This window comes from Pseudarthrobacter sp. 05T312 (genome assembly GCF_056396685.1).
In genome coordinates, this window is sequence record NZ_JBFTLY010000001.1 from 560,818 (window position 1) to 581,474 (window position 20,657).

At 62.8% G+C, this 20,657-nt stretch carries 21 protein-coding genes; 10 read left to right on the top strand and 11 right to left on the bottom strand.

Features of this window, described 5'->3' with window-relative positions; translation table 11 throughout:
• Position 1: 1 nt before the first annotated feature.
• Positions 2 to 1,690, bottom strand: a complete 1,689-nt coding sequence (locus AC1DIP_RS02860; protein WP_477732764.1) for a Mu transposase C-terminal domain-containing protein — start codon at positions 1,688 to 1,690, stop codon at positions 2 to 4.
• Between the two features lie 283 nt (positions 1,691 to 1,973).
• Between AC1DIP_RS02860 and AC1DIP_RS02865 the strand changes: the two genes are divergently transcribed.
• The 3 genes from AC1DIP_RS02865 (at position 1,974) to AC1DIP_RS02875 (ending at position 8,205) form a co-directional block, all read left to right on the top strand.
• Positions 1,974 to 2,297 (top strand): histone-like nucleoid-structuring protein Lsr2, encoded by a 324-nt coding sequence (locus tag AC1DIP_RS02865; protein ID WP_477732765.1) that lies wholly within the window; start codon positions 1,974 to 1,976, stop codon positions 2,295 to 2,297.
• 500 nt (positions 2,298 to 2,797) lie between these two features.
• Positions 2,798 to 3,181: a hypothetical protein gene (locus AC1DIP_RS02870; protein WP_477732766.1), complete on the top strand. Its 384-nt coding sequence runs from the start codon at positions 2,798 to 2,800 to the stop codon at positions 3,179 to 3,181.
• Positions 3,182 to 3,360: 179 nt separating this feature from the next.
• Positions 3,361 to 8,205, top strand: coding sequence for a DEAD/DEAH box helicase (locus tag AC1DIP_RS02875; protein ID WP_477732767.1), 4,845 nt, complete (start codon positions 3,361 to 3,363; stop codon positions 8,203 to 8,205).
• Between the two features lie 103 nt (positions 8,206 to 8,308).
• Here the strand turns inward: AC1DIP_RS02875 and AC1DIP_RS02880 are convergent, their stop codons facing one another.
• Positions 8,309 to 8,743, bottom strand: coding sequence for a hypothetical protein (locus AC1DIP_RS02880; RefSeq protein WP_477732768.1), 435 nt, complete (start codon positions 8,741 to 8,743; stop codon positions 8,309 to 8,311).
• A 203-nt stretch (positions 8,744 to 8,946) separates the two neighbouring features.
• Here AC1DIP_RS02880 and AC1DIP_RS02885 point away from each other — a divergent pair, with 203 nt between their 5' ends.
• The 5 genes from AC1DIP_RS02885 (at position 8,947) to AC1DIP_RS02905 (ending at position 13,435) form a co-directional block, all read left to right on the top strand.
• The gene (locus tag AC1DIP_RS02885) at positions 8,947 to 9,378 is read left to right on the top strand and encodes a LexA family protein (RefSeq protein ID WP_477732769.1); all 432 of its coding nucleotides are present in this window, start codon (positions 8,947 to 8,949) and stop codon (positions 9,376 to 9,378) included.
• A 32-nt stretch (positions 9,379 to 9,410) separates the two neighbouring features.
• Positions 9,411 to 10,709: a Y-family DNA polymerase gene (locus AC1DIP_RS02890; protein WP_477732770.1), complete on the top strand. Its 1,299-nt coding sequence runs from the start codon at positions 9,411 to 9,413 to the stop codon at positions 10,707 to 10,709.
• Positions 10,710 to 10,732: 23 nt separating this feature from the next.
• Positions 10,733 to 11,044 (top strand): hypothetical protein, encoded by a 312-nt coding sequence (locus AC1DIP_RS02895; RefSeq protein ID WP_477732771.1) that lies wholly within the window; start codon positions 10,733 to 10,735, stop codon positions 11,042 to 11,044.
• Positions 11,045 to 11,058: 14 nt separating this feature from the next.
• The gene (locus tag AC1DIP_RS02900) at positions 11,059 to 12,063 is read left to right on the top strand and encodes an ATP-dependent DNA ligase (RefSeq protein WP_477732772.1); all 1,005 of its coding nucleotides are present in this window, start codon (positions 11,059 to 11,061) and stop codon (positions 12,061 to 12,063) included.
• 553 nt (positions 12,064 to 12,616) lie between these two features.
• Complete coding sequence (locus AC1DIP_RS02905) at positions 12,617 to 13,435, top strand: hypothetical protein (RefSeq protein WP_477732773.1); 819 nt, start codon at positions 12,617 to 12,619, stop codon at positions 13,433 to 13,435.
• Positions 13,436 to 13,453: 18 nt separating this feature from the next.
• Here AC1DIP_RS02905 and AC1DIP_RS02910 read toward each other — a convergent pair whose 3' ends face one another.
• Positions 13,454 to 14,170, bottom strand: coding sequence for an SOS response-associated peptidase (locus AC1DIP_RS02910; protein WP_477732774.1), 717 nt, complete (start codon positions 14,168 to 14,170; stop codon positions 13,454 to 13,456).
• A gap of 27 nt (positions 14,171 to 14,197) precedes the next feature.
• Positions 14,198 to 14,347 carry a hypothetical protein gene (locus AC1DIP_RS02915; protein WP_477732775.1) on the bottom strand — a complete coding sequence of 50 codons (150 nt, stop codon included), beginning with the start codon at positions 14,345 to 14,347 and terminating at the stop codon, positions 14,198 to 14,200.
• Positions 14,348 to 14,603: 256 nt separating this feature from the next.
• Between AC1DIP_RS02915 and AC1DIP_RS02920 the strand changes: the two genes are divergently transcribed.
• Positions 14,604 to 14,894, top strand: a complete 291-nt coding sequence (locus AC1DIP_RS02920) for a hypothetical protein (RefSeq protein WP_477732776.1) — start codon at positions 14,604 to 14,606, stop codon at positions 14,892 to 14,894.
• A 48-nt stretch (positions 14,895 to 14,942) separates the two neighbouring features.
• Here AC1DIP_RS02920 and AC1DIP_RS02925 read toward each other — a convergent pair whose 3' ends face one another.
• From AC1DIP_RS02925 to AC1DIP_RS02935, 3 genes are all read right to left on the bottom strand, one after another.
• Entirely contained in the window at positions 14,943 to 15,257 is a 315-nt protein-coding gene (locus AC1DIP_RS02925) for a hypothetical protein (RefSeq protein WP_477732777.1), read from the bottom strand.
• Positions 15,258 to 15,339: 82 nt separating this feature from the next.
• A complete protein-coding gene (locus tag AC1DIP_RS02930) occupies positions 15,340 to 16,335 on the bottom strand; it encodes an FtsK/SpoIIIE domain-containing protein (RefSeq protein WP_477732778.1) in 996 nt (331 codons plus the stop codon).
• A 92-nt stretch (positions 16,336 to 16,427) separates the two neighbouring features.
• Positions 16,428 to 16,922 (bottom strand): hypothetical protein, encoded by a 495-nt coding sequence (locus AC1DIP_RS02935; protein WP_477732779.1) that lies wholly within the window; start codon positions 16,920 to 16,922, stop codon positions 16,428 to 16,430.
• A 260-nt stretch (positions 16,923 to 17,182) separates the two neighbouring features.
• Between AC1DIP_RS02935 and AC1DIP_RS02940 the strand changes: the two genes are divergently transcribed.
• Positions 17,183 to 17,926, top strand: coding sequence for a hypothetical protein (locus AC1DIP_RS02940; protein ID WP_477732780.1), 744 nt, complete (start codon positions 17,183 to 17,185; stop codon positions 17,924 to 17,926).
• A gap of 79 nt (positions 17,927 to 18,005) precedes the next feature.
• Here the strand turns inward: AC1DIP_RS02940 and AC1DIP_RS02945 are convergent, their stop codons facing one another.
• From AC1DIP_RS02945 to AC1DIP_RS02960, 4 genes are all read right to left on the bottom strand, one after another.
• On the bottom strand, positions 18,006 to 18,428 hold the full coding sequence (locus tag AC1DIP_RS02945; RefSeq protein ID WP_477732781.1) for a hypothetical protein: 423 nt from the start codon (positions 18,426 to 18,428) through the stop codon (positions 18,006 to 18,008).
• Positions 18,428 to 18,889 (bottom strand): hypothetical protein, encoded by a 462-nt coding sequence (locus AC1DIP_RS02950; protein WP_477732782.1) that lies wholly within the window; start codon positions 18,887 to 18,889, stop codon positions 18,428 to 18,430. Before AC1DIP_RS02950 ends, AC1DIP_RS02945 begins: the two co-directional genes overlap by 1 nt.
• A gap of 453 nt (positions 18,890 to 19,342) precedes the next feature.
• Positions 19,343 to 19,726: a hypothetical protein gene (locus AC1DIP_RS02955; RefSeq protein WP_477732783.1), complete on the bottom strand. Its 384-nt coding sequence runs from the start codon at positions 19,724 to 19,726 to the stop codon at positions 19,343 to 19,345.
• 153 nt (positions 19,727 to 19,879) lie between these two features.
• The gene (locus AC1DIP_RS02960; protein ID WP_477732784.1) at positions 19,880 to 20,608 is read right to left on the bottom strand and encodes a hypothetical protein; all 729 of its coding nucleotides are present in this window, start codon (positions 20,606 to 20,608) and stop codon (positions 19,880 to 19,882) included.
• Between the last annotated feature and the right edge of the window lie 49 nt (positions 20,609 to 20,657).

Here is a 20,657-nt window from a genome sequence, read left to right on the forward strand (position 1 = left end):
GTCACCACTGTTCGATCTGATCGAATAGCGGCACCCGGGCCGCATCGATGGCCGTGTCCGGTGCCTGCTCAGCAAGGGCTTCCGGCGGGAGCAATGGGGACGGTGTCTTCGAACGCCGCGTCGTCGCTGCATTGCGGCGCTCGGCGTCGCGACGCATGCGCTTGGTAGTCTTCGAGGCAGTTCTTGCGATCTCCCGCATTTGCTCGATGGTGCGGAACAATGCCGCCTCATCCACTTGCGCTACGCCGCGCTCGTGTAGCCGCGCCACGGCGTGCCGGTGCTCCCACAGGCTCACCGACGGGTTAGCCATCGTCCTGTAAGGAACCTCCACATAGTGAGCCCCCTCCGGTTCCAACACCCAGATTCTGCTGATGTCCCTGGGATCCCGGCGGATGAGGAATGGCCCGAGCGTCTCGCGCCGGCTGATCCACGGTTTCAGCGCATTGGAGAAATAGTGGACATGGTCGATGACGAAACCCGTCCTCGTCAGGGTACGTCGCACGACGGGAAGGAAATCGACCAGGAACGCTGTCGGGTTCGTGGCAACCGGCGGCCGCCGCGTCGCCTCCACCCCTTCTGCCCATCGTCCAGCCGGCGTCTGCCCCAGCGTGCTGTGAATGGTGCCGTGGTAGTTGGTGACGGCAAGGGTCATCCATTTCTCCAGCTCACGCAGGGTCAACGCCGCCTTCCGGTCCGAGTCATAACGGCCCCGTTCCCTGGGGTTGGAAAAGGTGGTCCCGGGAAGTTCGTGAATCTGCTTCATCGCGGTGCCGATCAGGCGTTCCACGATCCCGCCATAATGAGGCCGGCCCATCGGACGGTAGGCCAGTTCGATACCGTGCTGATCGCATCCTCGCCGGAGCGCCTCGCTCTTGAATTCGCTGGCATTATCCAGGTAAAGCAGTCTCGGCTTCCCGCTCATAGGCCACCCCGCCTCACTACCCAAACTTTCAAGCCATGGCCTTTTGTCAGTCCCGGCATGCGCCAGGCACAGCCCGACCGACACCGCCGAAGGCGCCTCCAGCGTCACAACCATGCCGATGATGCACCGACTGTAAACATCAATCGCTACAGTCAAATACGGCCTACCAATCGGTCGCCGCTCCCGCTCGTCCACCACGATCACGTCGATGACCGTGTGGTCGACCTGCACCCGCTCCAAAATGGTGCCGACGACCGGCACCTCGTCCCCAGCAGCCTGCAACGGCCGCACCGCATCGGGCCCTCCCCTGCGCCGACCTACCTCAACTGGATTCAACGCCCGGATGCGCCGTTCCACCGTGTTTCGGGCCGGAACAGGAAGCTGCCGTGCGCGGCACGCCGCAGCAATATCCCGATACACCGCCGCCAAAGTCCGCTTCTGCCGAGTCAGGAACTGCTTCCGCACCATCACCCGGACAAGCTCCTCGACCTCCTCCGACAGCCGAGGAGTTCCTTTCCCTCCGGAGGAACGGCCAGGAGTCAAATCCGTCAGCAACCCAGAACCACCGCGATGGCGTCTGATCAGCAGGTACACCTGGCGTCGCGATACGCCCAACGCCGCGGCCGCAGCATCAACCGCTGCCCTGCCAACAACCGTGCGCGCAGCCAAGGGCCCGATCACGGCCGAAACCGACTTCGTCCGATCCCAGAGAACATCCGGCATCGTCAACGTTCCCGGCTCACGAATCGGCGCCGATTCCGCATCCACTCCGACACCTCCCTCGGCGTGCAGAGGAGTAGTAAGCAAAAACGACCCTAGTGCAGAGGAGTACGGAAAAACCAGTGCTCAACACCCGCCTGCACAACCTCGAAAGCAGGCTGCCCGCTGTGCACGCGAGTATGGAAAATGACACAGGGGTAGGTGGAACAGGCTCGCGGAACGGATCGGTTTTGAAAGACCTCAAAAGCGGCACTATCGGTGGCCTAGATCACAGACGCCTTCGCCCGCGTTGCACCATTTTGTGAGGGCGCGTTCTCGTTACGATCTTCGGATGGCTACACGCACCGTGATTGAACTGATTGACGACCTCGATGGATCCGAGGCGACCGAGACACTCCGCTTTGCATTGGATGGCACCGACTACGAGATTGACTTGGCAGGTCAGAACGCCGCCGCACTTCGAGGCGTGCTGACCCGCTATGCGCAGGCGGCGCGCAAGGAGAAGGCCGGGAAGGCGGCTACCGTTCGCCATCTTCCGCCGGCCGCCGACACTAAGGCCGTCCGAGCCTGGGCAGCTTCGAACGGTGTTGAGGTGAACCCGCGCGGCCGCATCAAAGAGGACGTCGTCCAGCAGTACCTGGCTTCCTATAAATAAGAGCGGCGTGGTGGGTCGGTGAGGCTTTGATCGCCTCGCCGCGAACACGGTTCCCCTCGCGCCCATGTAACAACCGGGGCATCTCCTGCGGGTCAACATATGATCCGTGCATGAGGGGTTTGTGGTAGCCGCGCGCCGACTGGCTGATCGCCGCGCTCTTCGCGATGGCGATCGTTGCGGCTGGCGTTTTCGTTGTACCCATTGTCCTTCCAGAAAAGACATCCGCCTATCGCCCCGCACCATCAGCGACTCCGACAGTTCACGCTGCACCCACGATTAAGGTCGCACCATCTCCAACGCAGGAGTCGCCGACTCCTTCAAAGCCAGTGGGCACACCAGCAGCAATTAAGGCCTCAGTGCCGCCCAGTATTCCCACTGCTCAGGCTCCCGCCCCGACGGCTTCGAGTCCTGCTCCTGGCGGAGCTGCGCCAACCCGCACAACGCCGACGCCGACGCCGGGCCCGACGTTCGACTCATGCCCTCCCGAAGGCCTTGTGACCATGAGGCTAACCTCGGCAACCCGCGAGCCTACGCACTTCAGCAGCATCATGGACGGCGTCGGGGTGATCTTTTTCGGTGTATTTGAGAACCGAGGCGAAGTGCCCGTAACACTGAGCCGCGCCCTTATGCTCGCTTACACCGGGGAGGTTCCGACCCCAGAGACGGACTCACCACTCACTGAGACGCCGTATGGTCAGGTGCCGGCCCGCGGGGTCTTGCCCTTCACCCTTAAGGAAGCGGCCGTCTACAACAACCAGAACGGCACCTCTATGTGGCGAGTAGCGGCCGACACGTATATCTCCTATTACGTGCGCGGTGAGTACGGCGGCGTGGAATGCGGTCGCGTTCAAGCAGCCGGCCCAGCCCTAGCCTTTGCTAAGTAAACAGGCACTTTGGTCACCATAGTTGCCATCGGAATTCGCTTCTAACCCCCACGCGCCCGCATTAAGAAGTCGTCCAGAAGTATCTTGCGGCGAAATCACTCGGATCCTCACATATCAGATTCTGATTGCGGACTGGGTCGTTTGCTGCCCATCGCCAACGGTAAGGCAAGATACTTCCTATGGGTTCCGCAAGCTTCGAAGATGTCCTCGACCGGTTGTATTTCTCCGCCACTGACCAGCACGACAAGGGCACGAAGTTCGAGCACCTGATGAAGCGGTACCTGGAGGTGGAGCCCAAGTACGCCGACCAGTTCTCGGACGTCTGGCTCTGGAGTGAGTGGCCGGGCCGGAACGGGCACGTGGACACCGGCATCGACCTGGTCGCTAAGGACCGCTACACGGGCGAGCTGACCGGGATCCAGTGCAAGTTCTACGATCCTGCCCGGACGCTGGACAAGAAGCAGATCGATTCGTTTTTTACGGCCGTCGGCAAGGCCGAGTTTTCATATGGCATGGTGGTTTCCACTACCGACAAATGGTCAAAGCACGCGGAAGACGCGCTAGAGGGCCAGTCCAAGCCGATGACACGGCTCCGGTTCGCTGACCTGGCGGATTCCACGATTGACTGGTCTGAGTTCAGTATTGATGCTCCCGAGCAGATGAAGCAGCTCGGTGGCAAGGAGCCGCGCAAATATCAGCGCGAAGCCATTGAGGATGTGAAGAAGGGCTTCACCGAAAGTGACCGCGGCCGGCTCATCATGGCCTGCGGCACCGGCAAGACCTACACCTCGCTGAAGATGGTCGAGGAGATCGTCCCCATCGGCGGCTCCGTCCTTTTCCTGGTCCCCTCCATCGCACTGCTACAGCAGACTCTGAACGAATGGACCGCCCAGGCCTCTGTTCCGCTGCGTCCGCTGGCGGTCTGCTCCGACACCAAGGTGGGCCGGAAAGAGCACGAGGATGTCAGCGTCCACGATCTGGCGTTCCCGGCCACCACGGACCCGGCAAAGCTCCTGAACCGGGCAAGGATCAGCACCGGGCAGGAAGCCATCACGGTGGTGTTCTCCACCTACCAGTCCATCAACGTGATCCACCAGGCCCAGAAGGCCGGCTTGCCGGAATTCGACCTCATCGTCTGCGACGAGGCTCACCGCACCACCGGTATCACCGAGTCAGACCATAACGACTCCGCGTTCGTCCGGGTCCACGACAACACCTACATCGAATCCGGCAAGCGGCTCTACATGACGGCCACTCCACGGATCTACGTTCAGGAAGCCAAGGCAAAGGCCGGCCAGGACGACGTCAAGATGTACTCCATGGACGACGAAGCCGTCTATGGCCCCGAGTTCCACCACCTGGGGTTCGGCAAGGCCGTGGAGATGGGCCACCTTGCCGACTACAAGGTCCTTGTCCTGGCGGTTGATGAGGAAGCAGTTAGCAAGTCCTTCCAGGGCCTGTTTGAGGAGAACGGCGACTTGAACCTGGACGACGCCGCCCGGATCGTCGGCTGCTGGAACGGACTCGCAAAACGCGGTGTCAACGGCGAACGCCTGGACATCACCGACCCCTCGCCGATGCGCCGCGCCGTCGCCTTCGCCCGGAACATCAAAGAGTCCAAGAAGCTGGCTGCTGACTTCGAACTGGTTGGACGGCAGTTGCTGGTCAACCGGGCCGAGAAGGAGGCCGCCCCCAGCTTGATGCTGGAAGCCGAGCACGTGGACGGTACGTTCAACGTCCTGGAGCGGTCTGCCAAGCTGGACTGGCTCAAGGCCGGCGACACTGTCGCGGCCGACGGCATCGACACATGCCGGATTCTGACCAACGCCCGGTGCCTGTCCGAGGGCGTCGATGTCCCGTCCCTGGACGCAGTCCTGTTTCTAAACCCGCGGAACTCCCAGGTCGACGTCGTCCAGTCCGTCGGCCGAGTCATGCGCACGTCGACCGAGACAAACAAAGAGCACGGCTACATCATTTTGCCCATCGCGGTGCCTGCCAGCCAGGACCCCGAGACAGCACTCAACGACAACAAGAAGTACAAGGTTGTTTGGGACGTCCTGCAGGCCCTCCGCGCGCACGATGACCGGTTTGACGCGATGATCAACAAGCTTGAACTCAACCGGAACATCAACAACAAGATCGACGTCATCACGGTGGCAGACCCGTTCGGGGGCGGACCTGTTGGACCCGGTGATGCCGACAACAACGGAACCGGCACACAAGCTCTGTTCCACATGGCCGCCGCGGACCAGTGGCGAAACGCCATCTTCGCCCGCATGGTCCGGAAAGTCGGTGACCGCCGCTACTGGGAATCCTGGGCCAAGGACGTCAAGGAGATCGCTGACCGGCACGTGCTCCGGATCAAATCCATATTGGACGGTGAGGACCAGCGGCCGCGGGAGGAATTCAGTGTCTTCCTGCAGGGTCTGCGCGGGAACCTGAATGACTCCATCTCCGAGTCGGACGCCATCGACATGCTCTCCCAGCACCTGATTACCAAGCCGGTGTTCGAGGCCCTCTTTGAGGGCTATTCTTTCGCGGCCAACAACCCGGTTTCCCAGGTTATGGACTCCATGGTCGACATCCTTGAGAAGTACAACTTGGACTCAGAGGTCGCGAGCCTGGAATCGTTCTACCGGTCCGTCCGGGTCCGAGCCGAAGGCATTACCAATGCTGAAGGTAAGCAGAAGATCGTCACCGAGCTCTATGAGAAGTTCTTCAAACTTGCCTTCCCCCGCACCGCGGAATCCCTGGGTATCGTTTACACCCCGGTGGAGGTGGTGGACTTCATCATCCGCGCGGTCGATGACATCCTAGGAGAGCATTTCGGTGCCTCCATCAGCGATGAGGGTGTCCACGTCCTGGACCCTTTCACCGGCACTGGAACCTTCATCGTCCGGCTACTACAGTCCGGCAGGATCAAGCCAGCGGACCTTCTGCGCAAGTACACCTCGGAGCTGCACGCCAACGAACTGCTGCTCATGGCGTACTACATCGCCGCGATCAACATCGAAGCCACCCTTCACGGCCTCATGGAGCAACAGGCGACCGAACAAGGTAAAGAGCCAGATGAGGTGCCATATCTGCCATTCGACGGAATCGTCCTGACTGACACCTTTCAGATGACCGAAGCCGGCGACACCCTAGACGACTTCGTCTTCACGACCAACAACTCGCGTGTTGTGGCCCAGAACGCCCTCGACATTCGTGTCATTATCGGAAACCCGCCTTACTCCGTGGGCCAGTCCAGCGGCAACGACAATAACGCAAACCTCAAATATCCCACCCTGGACGAGTCGATCCGAAACACCTACGCGGAGCGCTCTACGGCAACGAACAAGAACTCTCTTTACGACTCCTATATTCGGGCAATTCGATGGGGTTCCAACCGCATCCTCAACTCCGCAGACGGCGGAGTCCTGTGCTTCATTACAAACGGGGGCTATATCGACGGGAACACCGCCGACGGGCTGCGAAAAACGCTCAGTTCAGAGTTTCACTGCATCTATGTCTACAACCTCCGTGGTAACGCAGGGCTTTCAGGCGAGCAACGCCGGAAAGAGAAGGACAACGTTTTCGGTGTGGGGAGCAAAACCACCGCCGCCATTCTCCTGTTGGTGAAGAAGCCTGGCGCCGTAAACACCTGCAATCTGCGCTACAGAGATATTGGGGACTACCTGAGCCGCTCTGAAAAGCTTTCAATCGTGGAAGCGGCCAGCATGGACAGCATCCCCTGGGAAGTTCTAACGCCTGCGTCTAACGGAGACTGGATAAACCAGCGGAGCGCGAACTTTGAAACCTTCCCGCCTATTAGTGCCAAACATGAAGGTGGCCAAGGCATCTTCGCCTTGCACACGGGTGGACTCAAAACTAACCGTGATGCTTGGGTCTACAACGCGTCGGAGGAGAAGCTTCGCAGAAATGTGGAGTCAATGGTCGCCTTCTACAACTCCGAGGTTGAGCGCTACGCCAAGGACGGTGCAGGTCAGCCCGTGGATAGCTTTATCAATACGGATCCAACGAAGCTGAGCTGGAACCGGGCAGACAAGTCTCAACTCCAGCGAGGCATCACCTACTCGGCCAAACTCGACGGATACCGAGATGCCTCCTATCGACCTTTCAACCGGCAGCGCGTACATTTCTCTCGTCAACTCAATGACATGGTGTACCAGTTGCAGTCGGTTTACCCCATGCCCACGACGGAAAACTTTGGTCTCTACGTCGTTTCGGGCACGCCTCGGACCCCATTCTCCTTGATGGCAGTGGACGCCCTACCCGATGTCGGTTATTTCATGGACGCAGGGCAGTTCTTTCCTCGATACATCTATTCCCCAGCGGTTGCCGGAACCTTATTTGATACCGGTGACGGTCAGATGCAGCGGACCGACAACATCACGGACAGCGCCCTCGCTGCCTATCGCGCCGCCTACGGCGAGAGCGTCACAAAGGATGACATCTTCCACTACGTTTACGGGCTCCTGCACTCCGTGGAGTACCGAACAACATTCGCCGCGGACCTGAAGAAGACGCTGCCGCGCATCCCGCAGGTTCCTGGCCCAGAGCGGTTCCGCGCCTTCGTGAACGCCGGTCAGGCCCTGTCTGATCTTCACATCGGCTACGAATCGCTGGAACCTTACCCTATAGAGGAGGCCACGACCGCCCTTGCCGTTAGCCAGGACGACTTCGCCAAATACGCCGTCACGAAGATCAGGTACGCAGGGAAGGCCGGATCTTGGGACAAAACCCGGATCATCTACAACTCGCGCATAACCTTGGAAGGCATCCCTGAAGAGGTCCACCGCTACAAGCTCGGTTCGAGGTCGGCCCTGGACTGGATCCTGGAGCGTTACCAGGTCAAGACGGACAAGGCATCCGGCATCGTCAACGACCCGAATGACTGGTCTCGGGAGCACAAGGAGCCGCGCTACATCATCGACCTTATTGGCAGGATTGTCAGGCTCAGTCTTGAAACCAACCGGATCGTGGACGAACTTCCCGGGCTGGGACTGACGGCTGAGGGGTAGGGATTAGCCTGCTCTGAGCTATCCCTCGAACCTCGCTGCGCTGTAAGAAGCAACCGCGAGGAGCACTAAGGTGAACCCGGCTGACACTTGATCCCTGGTCTGGCTACGGTCCGCTCGTTAGCTGCGCCTTCTTCAACGCAATTTCGCGTTCGTCCTTGCCGAGGGCGCCGGCGAAGGGGCTCATTTGCCGGAGGTCGCTGCCAAGCTCATCACCTCGCAGCATCTCAAGCTCCGCCGCATCCACCGGCAGGTCCAGAATCTCCTCCCACCGGTCCACCCCGCCTTCAGCCATTGGGGCTCTGGGCGTTTCGCGCATGCGCCGGATGTTCGCTCTGGCCAGGTCGCGCAGCTCCGGGTGATCGCGGAGCTTGGCAGCGAGAAGGACGTGCAGCTCGTACGGGAAGCGCTCTTCACGCCCCAATCCGCGCGGGCGCCGGGCGACGGCGGCATCCAGGGCAGCCTGAACCACGCAGATGCTGCAGTCGAGTTCTTGAGCGATGGCCTCAACGGACAGGCCGACGGCCCTTAGTGACAGCACAGCCTCCGGTCGGCCCGTCTGCTGTCTCTCCCTCCGCCGGTGCTTGCTTCGCCTGACGCACCAGGCGAGCCGTGAGCTCATCGTCCATTCCGCGAATGCTACCCCTCGCCAGTGCAACCCCTGCATTGCGTTCGGGCAGGCTCTTTTGTCCGGGGTCACGCGTACACTTGTTGTCGAAAGTATGTTCGAATAAAAGGTGTGTTGTGCGTGTAATTGTTGGCCCCTGCGTGGTAGATGCGGGGATGTCTAAGCTGCTGGTCCTGGCCTCGCCGGTGCCGGTCGCGGCCGGTTACCCATCACCTGCCCAGGACTACTTCGAGGGCCGGATCGACCTGAACGAACACTTGATCAAGGACGTCACGAGCACCTATATCGTGCGTGTGTCCGGATCATCGATGGGGGGTGCGGGGATCATCGATGGGGACGAACTAATCGTGAACCGGTCGCTCGAACCGCACGACGGGTGCGTGGTCGTGGCGGTCCTGGACGGGGAGCTGACCATCAAAAGGCTGCGGATCACGGCCAGCGGCGTCGTGCTGCAGGCCGAGAACCCCGCCTACCCTGACATCCCCGTGCCGTCCCTTTCCGACCTGACGATCTGGGGCGTTGCCACCAGGTGTCTTCACCATGTGTAGCGCGCGCTTTCGCATCAGATGCGGACCGGGTCATGTCTAAGCCGGCTGTGATGCGGCGGATGCCGCAGATTGCCCACGTGGACGTCAACTGCTTCTATGCCTCCGCGGAGCGGGCGTTCGCCCCCTCTCTGGAGGGCAAACCGGTGATCGTGCTGTCCAACAATGACGGCTGCGCCGTCACGCGGTCGCCGGAGGCCAAGAAGCTTGGCATCGCGATGGGCGATCCGTGGTTCAAGCTCGCCCCCAGGGCCAAGGAGTGGGGGCTCGTGGCCCTGTCCAGCAACTACGAGCTCTACGGTGACATCAGCGCCAGGGTGATGGAACTGCTGGGCCGGTACTCGGCGTGGCTCGAGGTGTACAGCATCGACGAGGCGTTCCTGGGCGTCAAAGGTGAACCCGAGCAGCTGCTCGACCTCGGCAGGTCCATGAAGGCCGCGGTGCGGCGGCACGTAGGCGTGCCCGTCTGCGTCGGGATCGCGCCCACGAAGACCCTGGCGAAGCTCTGCAACAAGTGGGCCAAGAACAACCCGGCATTCGGGGGAGTGTGCCACTGGGAGTCCGTCCCGGCGCCGGTACGGGAAACACTGCTGGAGCGGCTCTCCGTAGAGGAGGTCTGGGGCATCGCGGGCCGGCTGACGAGGCGACTGAACGGCATGGGGATCTTCACGATCCTCGATCTTGTCCGCGCCGACCCGGTCGTGATCCGCGACCGTTTCTCGATCGTCATGATGCGCACCGTCCTGGAGCTGCAGGGCACCCCGTGCATCCCGATGGAGGAGGAGCGGATCGGGCGCGATCAGCTGATCTTCTCCCGCTCCTTCGCCAAGCCCATCACCACCGCTGCCGGCATCCGACAGGTGATGAGCGTTTACGGGCAGCAGGCCTCGGCGCGGCTGGCGAAGCACGGGCTGCAGGCCAAGGTCCTCACCGCGTTCGCCGGCACCTCGCACTTCAACCCGAAAGACACGTCCTACCCCTCGGTATGCGTCCCGCTGCCGATGCCCACCGCCGACCCTGTGCTCCTGACCAAGGCTGCCCACGCGCTCCTGCCGCGGATCGTCGAAGGCATCCGCTACGCCAGGGCCGGCATCATGGTCACCGACCTGCGCCCAACCGGCAACCAGGCGCCGCTGTCCCTCTTCGAGAACCCGCACGAGGAGCGGCACATCGGCTCCCTCCTCGAGGACGTCGCCCGCAGGTACGGCCGTGGCTCGATCGGCCTGGGCCACGGTGGCATCAGGGGAGGGCCCGACTGGACCATGAAACGCGACATGCTCTCACCCCGCTACACCACCCACTGGGACGAGCTCCCTCTCGTCAAAGCCGCCTAACCGCACTGAAAGAGTGACCCGTAATGACAGCCATCCCCGAAGCACCCGCCCTGAACGTTCCCGTGCCGGTCCGCTTCACAACCGCCGGCGTTCCGCTGGCGGTCCGGTACGACGAAAAGCTGTGGGCCGTGGCAGCAGAGCCCGTCCACTGGTTCACGCGGGATTCCTGGTGGGAGACCCGCAGGAGCGTCCCGGTCGGCATCGGCAATGTTGTGGACATCGAGCACTGGCGGCTGCAGGTGCGCACTGATTCTATGTCCCCGTTGACGACGTTTGAGCTGCGCCGCGAACCCCTCTCCGAGCAGTGGCTGCTGGAGTCGATCAGCGAGGACTGACGTACGGTGGCGGCATGAGAGAAGACGTTCCCTCTTCACTGCGCCCGCCGGTGTCCCTGGCGCTGGCAAAGAGTGCCGAATCAGTCCCGCCGGCGGGAGCATTGCCCGGCGGCTGCATGTATGAGCCCAAGTGGGATGGCTTCCGGTTAGCAATTGTCGCCGGCGCCGACGGCGTCTCGTTGTGGAGCCGCCAGGGGCGAGATCTCTCACGCTACTTTCCGGAGCTGCTGGAGGCCGCGGCCGCGCTGATCCCGCCAGGCTGCGTCCTGGATGGCGAGGCGGTGATCTGGACGGGAGACCGGCTCGACTTCGACGCGCTGCAGCGCCGCCTGGTCACATCCAAGAGCGCCCTGGCCGCCGCCGCCAAGCAGCATCCGGCCTCCTTCGCTGCCTTCGATCTGCTGGCTGTAGCGGGGCACGACATCAGAAGCACGTCCCTGGCCGAGCGCCGGGAACTACTGGAGCAACTGGCCGCCGGCTGGGAGCCTCCGCTGAACCTCTCACCCGTTACCCGGGACCGCGACGAAGCCCTGAAGTGGTTCGATGAGCTGCATCATGCCGGACTGGAAGGCCTTGTCGTCAAGGGCGCCGCCCAGCCTTACCAGGGGTCCGTTCGGCAGTGGACTAAGGTCAAGCGGCGAGAAGTCGTCGACGTGGTCTGCGGAGCCGTCGTCGGCCCTATCGACCGACCGCAATATGTGGTAGCCGGCCTGCCGGTCGAGGGCCGGCTGCGTATCGTTGGACGGTCAGCGCCGCTGAGCGCCAAGGCCTCACGGGAGTTGGCACTGTATATAAGGTCACCAGCCGGAGAGCACCCATGGCCGGCGGTGATCACCGAGACCATGCTCAATCGGTTTAGCAAGGACAAGGGGCCGGTGGCGCTGACGCTGGTTGAGCCGATCGTTATCGAAATCTCGGCGGACACTGCCTGGACGGGAAACTCCTTCCGGCACGCGGTGCGATACCTGCGGCCGAGGCCCGAACTGGCCGTGGCGGACGTGCAGCTGCCGGACCGGTGACCCGGCAGCTGCCGCCGATGGCGTTACGGCCGGTCGTAGTCCTGAGCCAGGAGCACAATGATGCGCGTGATGCCCACCGTGAGGTTCACGAGGAAACTCATAAACGCCCATGGCTTGTGTCGTCGTTTTGACCTTGTCATATCCGGCTTTCCTTTCCGTTGGTGGAAAGAGCCGTCGCCCTTGAACTGGCAGTCGCCAGCATCAGGGCATACCCTAGGTGTGTATTGCTCAATACAACGCCTGAGTGTAGACGGCTCTTGTTCCGGCTGGCTCAGGATTGCTGAGGCCCGTTGGCGCGGGCTTCATGCATTTAAGCCAACTGCCTGACTCCCTGCTTCAAACGGCCGACGATCCGCAAGGGGTCAATTTCGGCACGAATGTCGCGGTCGAGCTTCGGCACGCTTCCAAATTACCGTATCGGTTATCCACAGCCGCACTTTCCCGTTGTTGCTGTGGCCTGGTGGGGCTAATGCGGCGAAGGCGAGGAGGGTGTACACCGCCGGAATACCGGGTCTCGCGCTGACCGGGCCGGCCGCCCTATAGGGTGCTGAGCATGGATGACTTCGAGGAATTGGTGGGGGAGCTCAAGGCAGGGGCGGAGCGACGGGGGCTGCGGTTCCTGGAGGCCAGCTTCCCCGGCGACCCAGCCGTTATCTTTCACCACGGCACCATCGGACCCGACGACGTTCTGGACATCGCACAGCACACCTTCGCGCCCTTTCTGTCGCTGTCTGTTGGCCGCCTGGACGCCTCAGACCTGCTGGAGAGCTGGGATCCGGAGGACGAGGACGTTGACCAGGCACCGCCTGCCGAGCTTCTGGCACGGTGGCAGGAACGGGCCGGGGAGATCGACATGGTGGCCCTGCAGTGGATCGCCAGCGGCGCCGTGTACCTGTACCTGGCCGTGCCGGCGTGGAAGCAGGAGCTGGAGGCGCTCCGGGACAACTGGTCAGAAGAGCTGGACGCGCAGCGTCTGGACCTCAGCAGGGCCCATCAGATCCGGGTCACCCACCTGGCAGAGCAGATCGAGCGGGCACCGGAGTACCGGGCCGGCAACAACCAGACCCGCCCCGCCATCGGCAAGGCCCTCCTGGAGCCTATGCTCCAGTCCAACGAGGGAAGGGTGGTGTCCTTCATGGTCCTCAAGGAGGCCGGCAGCATGGTCCGGAACAACGCCCGGGTGGAGATCTCCAAGCTGCTCGGACAGATGGACCAGCTCGCCGCCGAGCTCCGCCTGTCCCGGCATTGGCTAATGGCCAAGCATGCCAGCGACCGGATGATTGTGGCCAGAGACTTTCTGATCCAGCGATCAGGCGGCTATGCGCCCTCCGGAGCGATGGTCACCGAGCTCCGCCGGCTGGCGGAGAAGTAAACCCCCACGGAGGACAGCCTAGGCCGTGGGCGCCTCTGCCGGCTCAATCAGCTCAGGCCCGTTGTTGCGGACGCTGTTGACCCTGGTGCTGACCACGCGTGGGACCAGGGTCGGCTCCGGCAATGAGTCGAGCAGGTGTTGGACGTCCCCCTTGTCGGTGAGGTCCGGGTCGAGCCACTCGGCGAACCGGTCGCGAGGGATGATGACCGGGGAGCGGTCGTGCACGTGCCCCAGGGTGTCCTGGGCGGTGGTGGTCAGCACGGTGAAGGACAGTAGCCACTTGCCCGGGTCATCCTCGGCCAGGGCCGGGTCCGCCCACCACTCGTACAGGCCGGCGAAGCCCAGCAGCGGCTCCTGCTCGGAGTAGAGGTAGTTGGGGATCTTCTTACCGTCCTCGGTCTTCTGCCACTCGTAGTACCCCTCGGCCGGCACGAGCGCCCTGCGCTTCACCGCAGCCTTCCGGAACGAGGGCTTATCCAGGATGGATTCGCTGCGGGCGTTGATCATCCTGGACCCGAACTTGATGTCCTTTGCCCAGGACGGGACCAGGCCCCACCGGGCGATCAGCAGGTGCCGCTCCACACTGCCCTCGTCCAGCCGCTCGGCCACGATGGGGACATTCTGGGTGGGCGCCACGTTCCAACTCGGCGACGGCGGAGTGCCCTCCACCTCCTTAGCCTCAAAAGAGGACAGGAGATCCCCGGTGGCCTTGGACATCACGTATCTGCCGCACATGGGCCCCATTCTGCCTGACGCGACGGACTAGTAGCGGTCAGTGCGGATGACGATGAGTCTTTGGCCCTCCTCTAGGAGTGCATAGAGGTTCTCTCGCGCCTCGTCGTAAGTCGCTCCATCGGCTTCAATGTGCGCTTGGCTTCCGTCGGGGTTGATGATGGTGCCAGTGAGTATCACTGGGAGATTCTATTTCCTGAAGCTGCAGTTGGATCCCGTGCACGGTCACACCCAGGCTGATTCGTCAGACTAAGCTCGGCCATATTCACCAAGTTCACCCGGCCATATTCACCATATTCACCCAAAATTCCAGTAGCTCTAGTTTCACCAGTTTCACCTCGAGCACCAGTTTGCAACCGGCTGGCTGCTACCGGTCCATCAGCAAAGGACCACACACTGTGACACATGCAGACGACCTCCGCGCCTGGGCGAAAAAGTGCGCGCCTGGATTGACTTTGCGGCCATCCAGGACGGGGCGGGGTCGCTCTCGGGCGGTGAGCGCCGGTTCTTGATGCTGGCCGCTTCGCTGGCTGAGGATGTCCCCGACGTCCTCGGGGATGTCATTCCGGGGCTGGACCGGGCGAACCTCGAGCTCCTGCTGGCCGCTGTCGCCCACGCAGGCGGCAGCCACGAGCACTCCGGCATGACGTTCGACGAACACGGAAACCCCAAGTCCTTTACGCACCTGACAACGCTGTACCCTTGGCCCGAAGTGAATGCGACCTGAGGGGCGGTCTTAGCTGAGCCAGCGCCCACTCGCCTGAGGCCCCAGCCATTATCCGTGGTCGGCCCCTACGCGTTCGATGCGCACAACCGGAGAGGTCGTCCGGAGAGTCACGGCACCGTCGCGGACCTGGATCCATAAGCGGGCGGGCTCGCCCACCTTGCAGTGTTCGACCATTAGCAGTTGGATGCTCTCGCCATCGCGACGGAGCTGCGAAAAGCCCACATCCAGGAAGTCCACGAGTGGGGCAGTGGCTGCCATCTCCCGGACCATTGTGCGGCTGTCCAGGTCCAGGCAGTAGTGGCTGCCTGTGGCGGTGGTGATGATGTAGCGGCCTTTGTCGTCGTTGTGCAGCTCTTGGTTCATGTGTGCCCAGTCTAATAACGGCCTATGACTCGGCCCGTGAACATGCTCTCGGGCGGGTCATAGCAGCGATGCTGTTGGGCGTTTAGAGCTCCTTCGGAGCTTCTGGGCGGTGGGCTGGGAGGTACTCGTTTAGGCTCTTAGCGAGCTGTGCGGAGTCCGTGTAGGCCACCCGTACCGCGCTGACGGTGCCGGTAGCATCGACGGCGATGGCTGTACCCCTCAGGGAGAGGTCGCCGACCCGGTCGAAGGCTGCATCCAGTGCTTCCGGGGACGCCTTACTGTGGAGTGCCATGGCCACATGCTGAGCGTCTTGGCGGGTCGGTCTGATCATGTAGATCAGGTTGTCGATGTCCGCCATCATTGACGCGTTCAGGCTCAGAGCATCGTTGCGCTGTGTGTGGATCGCCAGATGAATTCCGACCGACCGGGCGCGACGAAGGATTGCCGACATGGCTTTCTTGTTCCTGGCGACGGTGGCATTGTGCTCATCGATCTCTCGCACCATCTCTGGGTCCAAGGGTTCCGCGCCTTGAGGCGTGCGCTCTTCCTGGACCAGGTTGGCGTACTCGTCGATGATCACGGTGATGGGTCTGATGCCTTTGTCGGCCAGAACGCTCTCGGGCAGGAGCGCCCAGCCCCCGACCTCATGGGCAGCCATTAGGCCGCTTCGTCGGGCTGCCTCGGTCAGGACGTCTTCCAGGAGATTGGCCGAACCCGCCCGGTCGGTGGCTGTGCGGTTGAGCCTGGAGCCGGCCCACCGGAAGTCGATGCCGCGTTTTGCACCATCGATTGCGTAGATGTCGTGGCCGCGGGTCAGTGCGGCGGCAATGATCTGACGCTGAAGCATACTCTTCCCGGACGAGCATGGGCCGAGGACGAGTGTGTGCGGGCCGGCGTCGAGGTCGAGGTTGTAGACCTTCCGGCCCAAGCCGTGGCCCTGGGCGATTTCCTTCTTCCCGTGGCTGCGGCCGATGGGGAGTTTGGCCCAGTCAGCCGGTGAGTACTCGGCCGGGAGCAACGGGAGTCCTGAGACGCGGTCGGGGAGGGTGAAGCGTGTCGTGGTGGTAGAGGTGGTCATGATGTCTTTCTGGTAGCGGTTCGATTTCCCTTTTCGGTAGTTCCGAAAGAGAAGAGGCCAACATTAACCGCCCAAGACTGCTTTGACCAGCCCTAGAGAAGGAAGTACCGGCGGACGGGCTTTCTTCCGCTTAAGGCGAACTCCTCGACCCGCACCCCGTCCCGCTTCCCTGCGCGTCGCACCAGCGTCTTTGGGTCACAGCCGAGCTGGGCGGCGGCGTCCTGGCGGCTCAGTCCCGGGAGGTCGGGGAGCGGAGGGGTGGGCTTCCTGTTGTCGGCGGCTCGGACTCGGGCGTCCTGGAGCCGGTCCTTCTTGGTTGCCGGCGGGGCATCTTCGCCGGCGGGTCGCCCGCGGCCGTAATGCCAGTGCGCGCTCGAGGCGGTCTTCAGCCCCCGGGCCGTGGCGACGTCCTGCCATGACGCTCCGCGGCCTCGTGCCGCATCCACCAGGTCCTGCAGCACTCGTGGGAGTAGATCCTGCAGGGCGCCGGCCGTCACCAGCTGGGCCGTGGGGCTCTCTTCGTCGGTCGTCAGTTGATCAATCAGGCCCAGGAGGCCTTCACGGGCTTCGTCTTCACGGAGGGTCATTTTGACAGCATAGAGGAATTCGGGACTTCCGAAAGAGGCGGCCGCCCTTGCTTCCCTTTCGGAACTACCGAAAGGGAGATATACTGATTCTATGTCCCCTAACCGGAATCAACCCAGCCGCCAGCCCCGCACCGTGGGCGCCCCAGCTCTCGACCCGTCGACAGGAGATGCCCATGTGTAGGGCTGCTTGGTGCAATGGTGGCCGGCGATGCCTGGCCCACAACCCCGAAGCCCGGTCAGCGGGACGCTCCGAGGATGCAATGACCCGTGCCACCGAGAAGGTGAAGGACTACCTTGAACAGCTGAGCAAAAAGACTTCGGCCGGCGAGAAGGAGGCGCCGCCGTACTCAATCTGGCGTGCGATGCTGCACAAGCTCATGAAGGCAGCAACCGAGGCAGCTGAGGTGCTTACCGCTAAGCGCCAGGCCCTGCGGGTCGTACGCGCCGAGCATGCAGCCGAACGTCTGGCGGCCGTCCGGAGTGAGGAGCGCCGCGAGAAGGCCGCAGCGGCCGTGGCCGAAGTCGAACGACGGATCACCGAGTCGGAGGCTGCCATCGACGCCCTGCGCATGGCTCAGGACGATGAGGTGCGGACCCGCGTCCACGAGGACTGGCCGACGCCGAAGGGTATGGCTGGGGACCTGTGGTTGGACGCCATCTCGGAGCGGGCCGAATGTGAGAAGCAGCTCCAGGACGCCGAAGCGCAGCTCGGGGCGGCGGATGACCGACCCGATCCGAAGACCGGCGGCCCGACCAAAGCCAAGGAGAAGTGGCAGGCCGCAAAGAAGCGCTTCGAGTTCTCGATCCGGCACGAGGCTCGGATGAAGGAATGCTTCGACCGGACCCCCACTCATGAGGACGCTATCGAAGCCCTAGCAGCTGCGGAGGCCAGGTGCGAGGCGGCCCGCACCGCACTGGCCGAGGCCAAGAAGACCCAGGAAACCTTGCTGACCACCGGCCGGCCGGCGGTCGGCGTTTCGCCCGTCACCGAGATCGCCGCATAGAAGTAAACGTTAGCCAGGTGGGTAACAGGAAGAAGGCGGAGCCATAGGGGGCTCCGCTTACTTTCTTGAGGGTCTACAGTCACCGTGGCGCCGGGCCTGCATCCTCATCTCCCGGCAGGAAGTAGCGCTTGCGGCCCCTACTTCCGGCCGCAGCAGCGTAGGTCTTGACGATGATGCCGTGCCTCTCAGGGTGAGCCGCTACCGTCTGCTGATGAATACCGATCCTCCGGGCCATGGCAGCAGCTGACATGCCGGGCAGCCCCGATTTCACCTCATCGCCGAACTTCGCCTGGGCCCACTGCCGGGATGACTCATTGAGATCCTCGGCGATCTTCTGCCAGGTCACTCCTTCGCGGCGGGCCGCCTCCACAGCATCCCGCCCTATCTGGGACAGTTCGTCCCCTATCAAGGTGATTGCGGCCAAGGTCGACATGCCCGTCTCGGAGCTGACCTGTGCGATCAGCCGCCGCAGGGGCTCGCCCACGGTCTTTTCGGAGCCCATCACGCCGTCACCAAAGGTGGCTCTGCACCGGACACGATGTCGACTTGAATGTCGGGTCGCAGGAACGGTGCCAGGTGCTCGACGTCCGACGCGGACATCTGGACCATCCGCGGAGTCATGTCAGCGAAGTCGGCCGGTGAGTAGCTGCAGGCTGGGGTGTTGCCGGCAATGAAAATCGGCGAAATGGACTGCCCGCGGTACCCGTCCTCTGTCTCGGATTGGGCTGAAAGCATGATTGGTGCCGCATCGCCACAGCCGGAGGCGACGCCCGTTCCAGGCCCAATGAAGGTCGGTCCTTCGGGGACACCCGCCCCGATATTGGCGGCAAACGCCACCAGGCTCGTGTTGTCGGCAGCGACTACATCTACCCGATGTTGCGCCTTGTTCACGAAGACCCGCGGCAGGCCGGTGGTGATGGTCAGGTCGGCCACTTTAATCCATCCGGTTCCACGGTTGACCATGCCTCCCAAGGTACCGCGCGGGGCCGTGACGCCCCCGGTGGGACGAGACTGGCTGGGGAGCATACGACGTGATGGGAGCAAGACACGCACCCAGCCGGGAACGCGGCCCACGACAGGAACCGACTCAATGGACGGCAGAAGAGCCAGAGGCGCCCCGTTGGCTTTGTTGTAGACAACAGCCTGGGGAGCGCGTGGCTGAGCTACTTCGCCGGTCGGGGCCGCGCTTCCGTCCACGACGGGGGTCATAACGATGGCGGAGTAGCCCAGCGTCGGAAGTGCGGACGCGGGACTGCTGACCGTAGGGCCCTCCTGCGGTGCGGTCTCGCTAGGGACCGGAGCCGGAGCGCTGGCAGGCGAGGATACGCTCGGGCTCTGTGCGCAGCCCGAAAGGATGAGTATGGCCGCGACTGTCAGGACGGCAGCGCGGAACGGTGCGCTGAGACGGTACCGCAATCAGACCTCCTTGGAGACGACGTTTGCGCCACCGCCGGCGGACGAGTCAGCAACAACGTCATAGTTGGGTGCTGCCTCGCTGGATGCAGTGAGGGTGAAATTGCGGCCGTCTGGACTGACTTTGACCGTGAGAACGGTGCCCTCAGTTACATCGCACCGGTCCACGGTTGCGGCCGCTGCGGCCTGAGTGAAGCGGCCGCGCGTAAAGCCTGCCTCATAGGCCAGGTCTGCCTGGCAGAGCTTCAAATCCGACGTGAGGTTCTGGATGTGACCGGCTTCGGTCCCCCGGTCGATGAGCTCCTGGGTGAGCACAGCGCCGCCCGTAGCGAGAGATGTGGCCACCAGTACCCCCACGATAGTGGTGCAAATGGGTGTGGTGATCATGTCTGCTCCCCTTTCAAAGGATGCACGCTTAAGCACAGGTTGTAAATTATTCTTGACGTTATACGAAAATGGTGCGAAATGCAACGTATCCGTGCAACGCGGCATGACAAAAGGCGGCGGACACGTGCTCTCCGCCGCCTTTGGGGACGCCGGTCAGGGGACCGTCAGGATGGCCGCTTCGGGAAAGCGGTCCCTAGTCACTTCCAGATAGGTCGACACCGACCACCAGGTGGTTGCGGTCAGGACCAACGCCCAGCCCACGACCGTTCCGGTGGACAGGATCGTGCCGGCGATGCTGCTGGTCTGTGCCGTAATGCCGGAGGCGGCCTCGGCCCCGGCAGCCATCTTGGTGATCGGGTTCGATGCCAGACTTGCCGTAATGCCCCGCAGCCAGCCGGAGAGAACGAGCGATGCACCCCAGGCCGCCAAGCCTGCAGCAACCAAGAGCCCTTTTCGAATCAGCTGGTGCATCCCGTTCTCCAGGGTCAGCTCAACACCCAGGGCGGCCAGTACCCGCCGGGTCAGCACTACGGCGCCGGCGAACAGCGGAATCACACCCCACGGAAGGCCGAGGGCCGCTGCAACGGCGAACAGCCCCAGTCCCAGGACCAGGGCGGAGACCCACTGTGCCGGAGCGGCGAAGGGCTTCACCTGGCCCTTGACCTCTGGCCGGATCGACGCACCGCGGTCCCAGATGAGGGTCGCGATGGCCGAAAGGACGAGTGCCTGCACGCCCCAGCGGCCCCAGTCCCGGGCGGTGCCGGCTGTCGGCAGGACGTAAGGGTTGAAGGGCTCGGGGAGGGACAACTGGGTGGACTTAGTCGCGGCAGTGGCTGCCGACCCGGGACGGGGTGCGGTGCGTGTGCGATGCGTGGTTTCCATCGTGCTGCTTTCTCTTAGGTCTGTGTTCGTTTTGCGTGGACTACCGCGG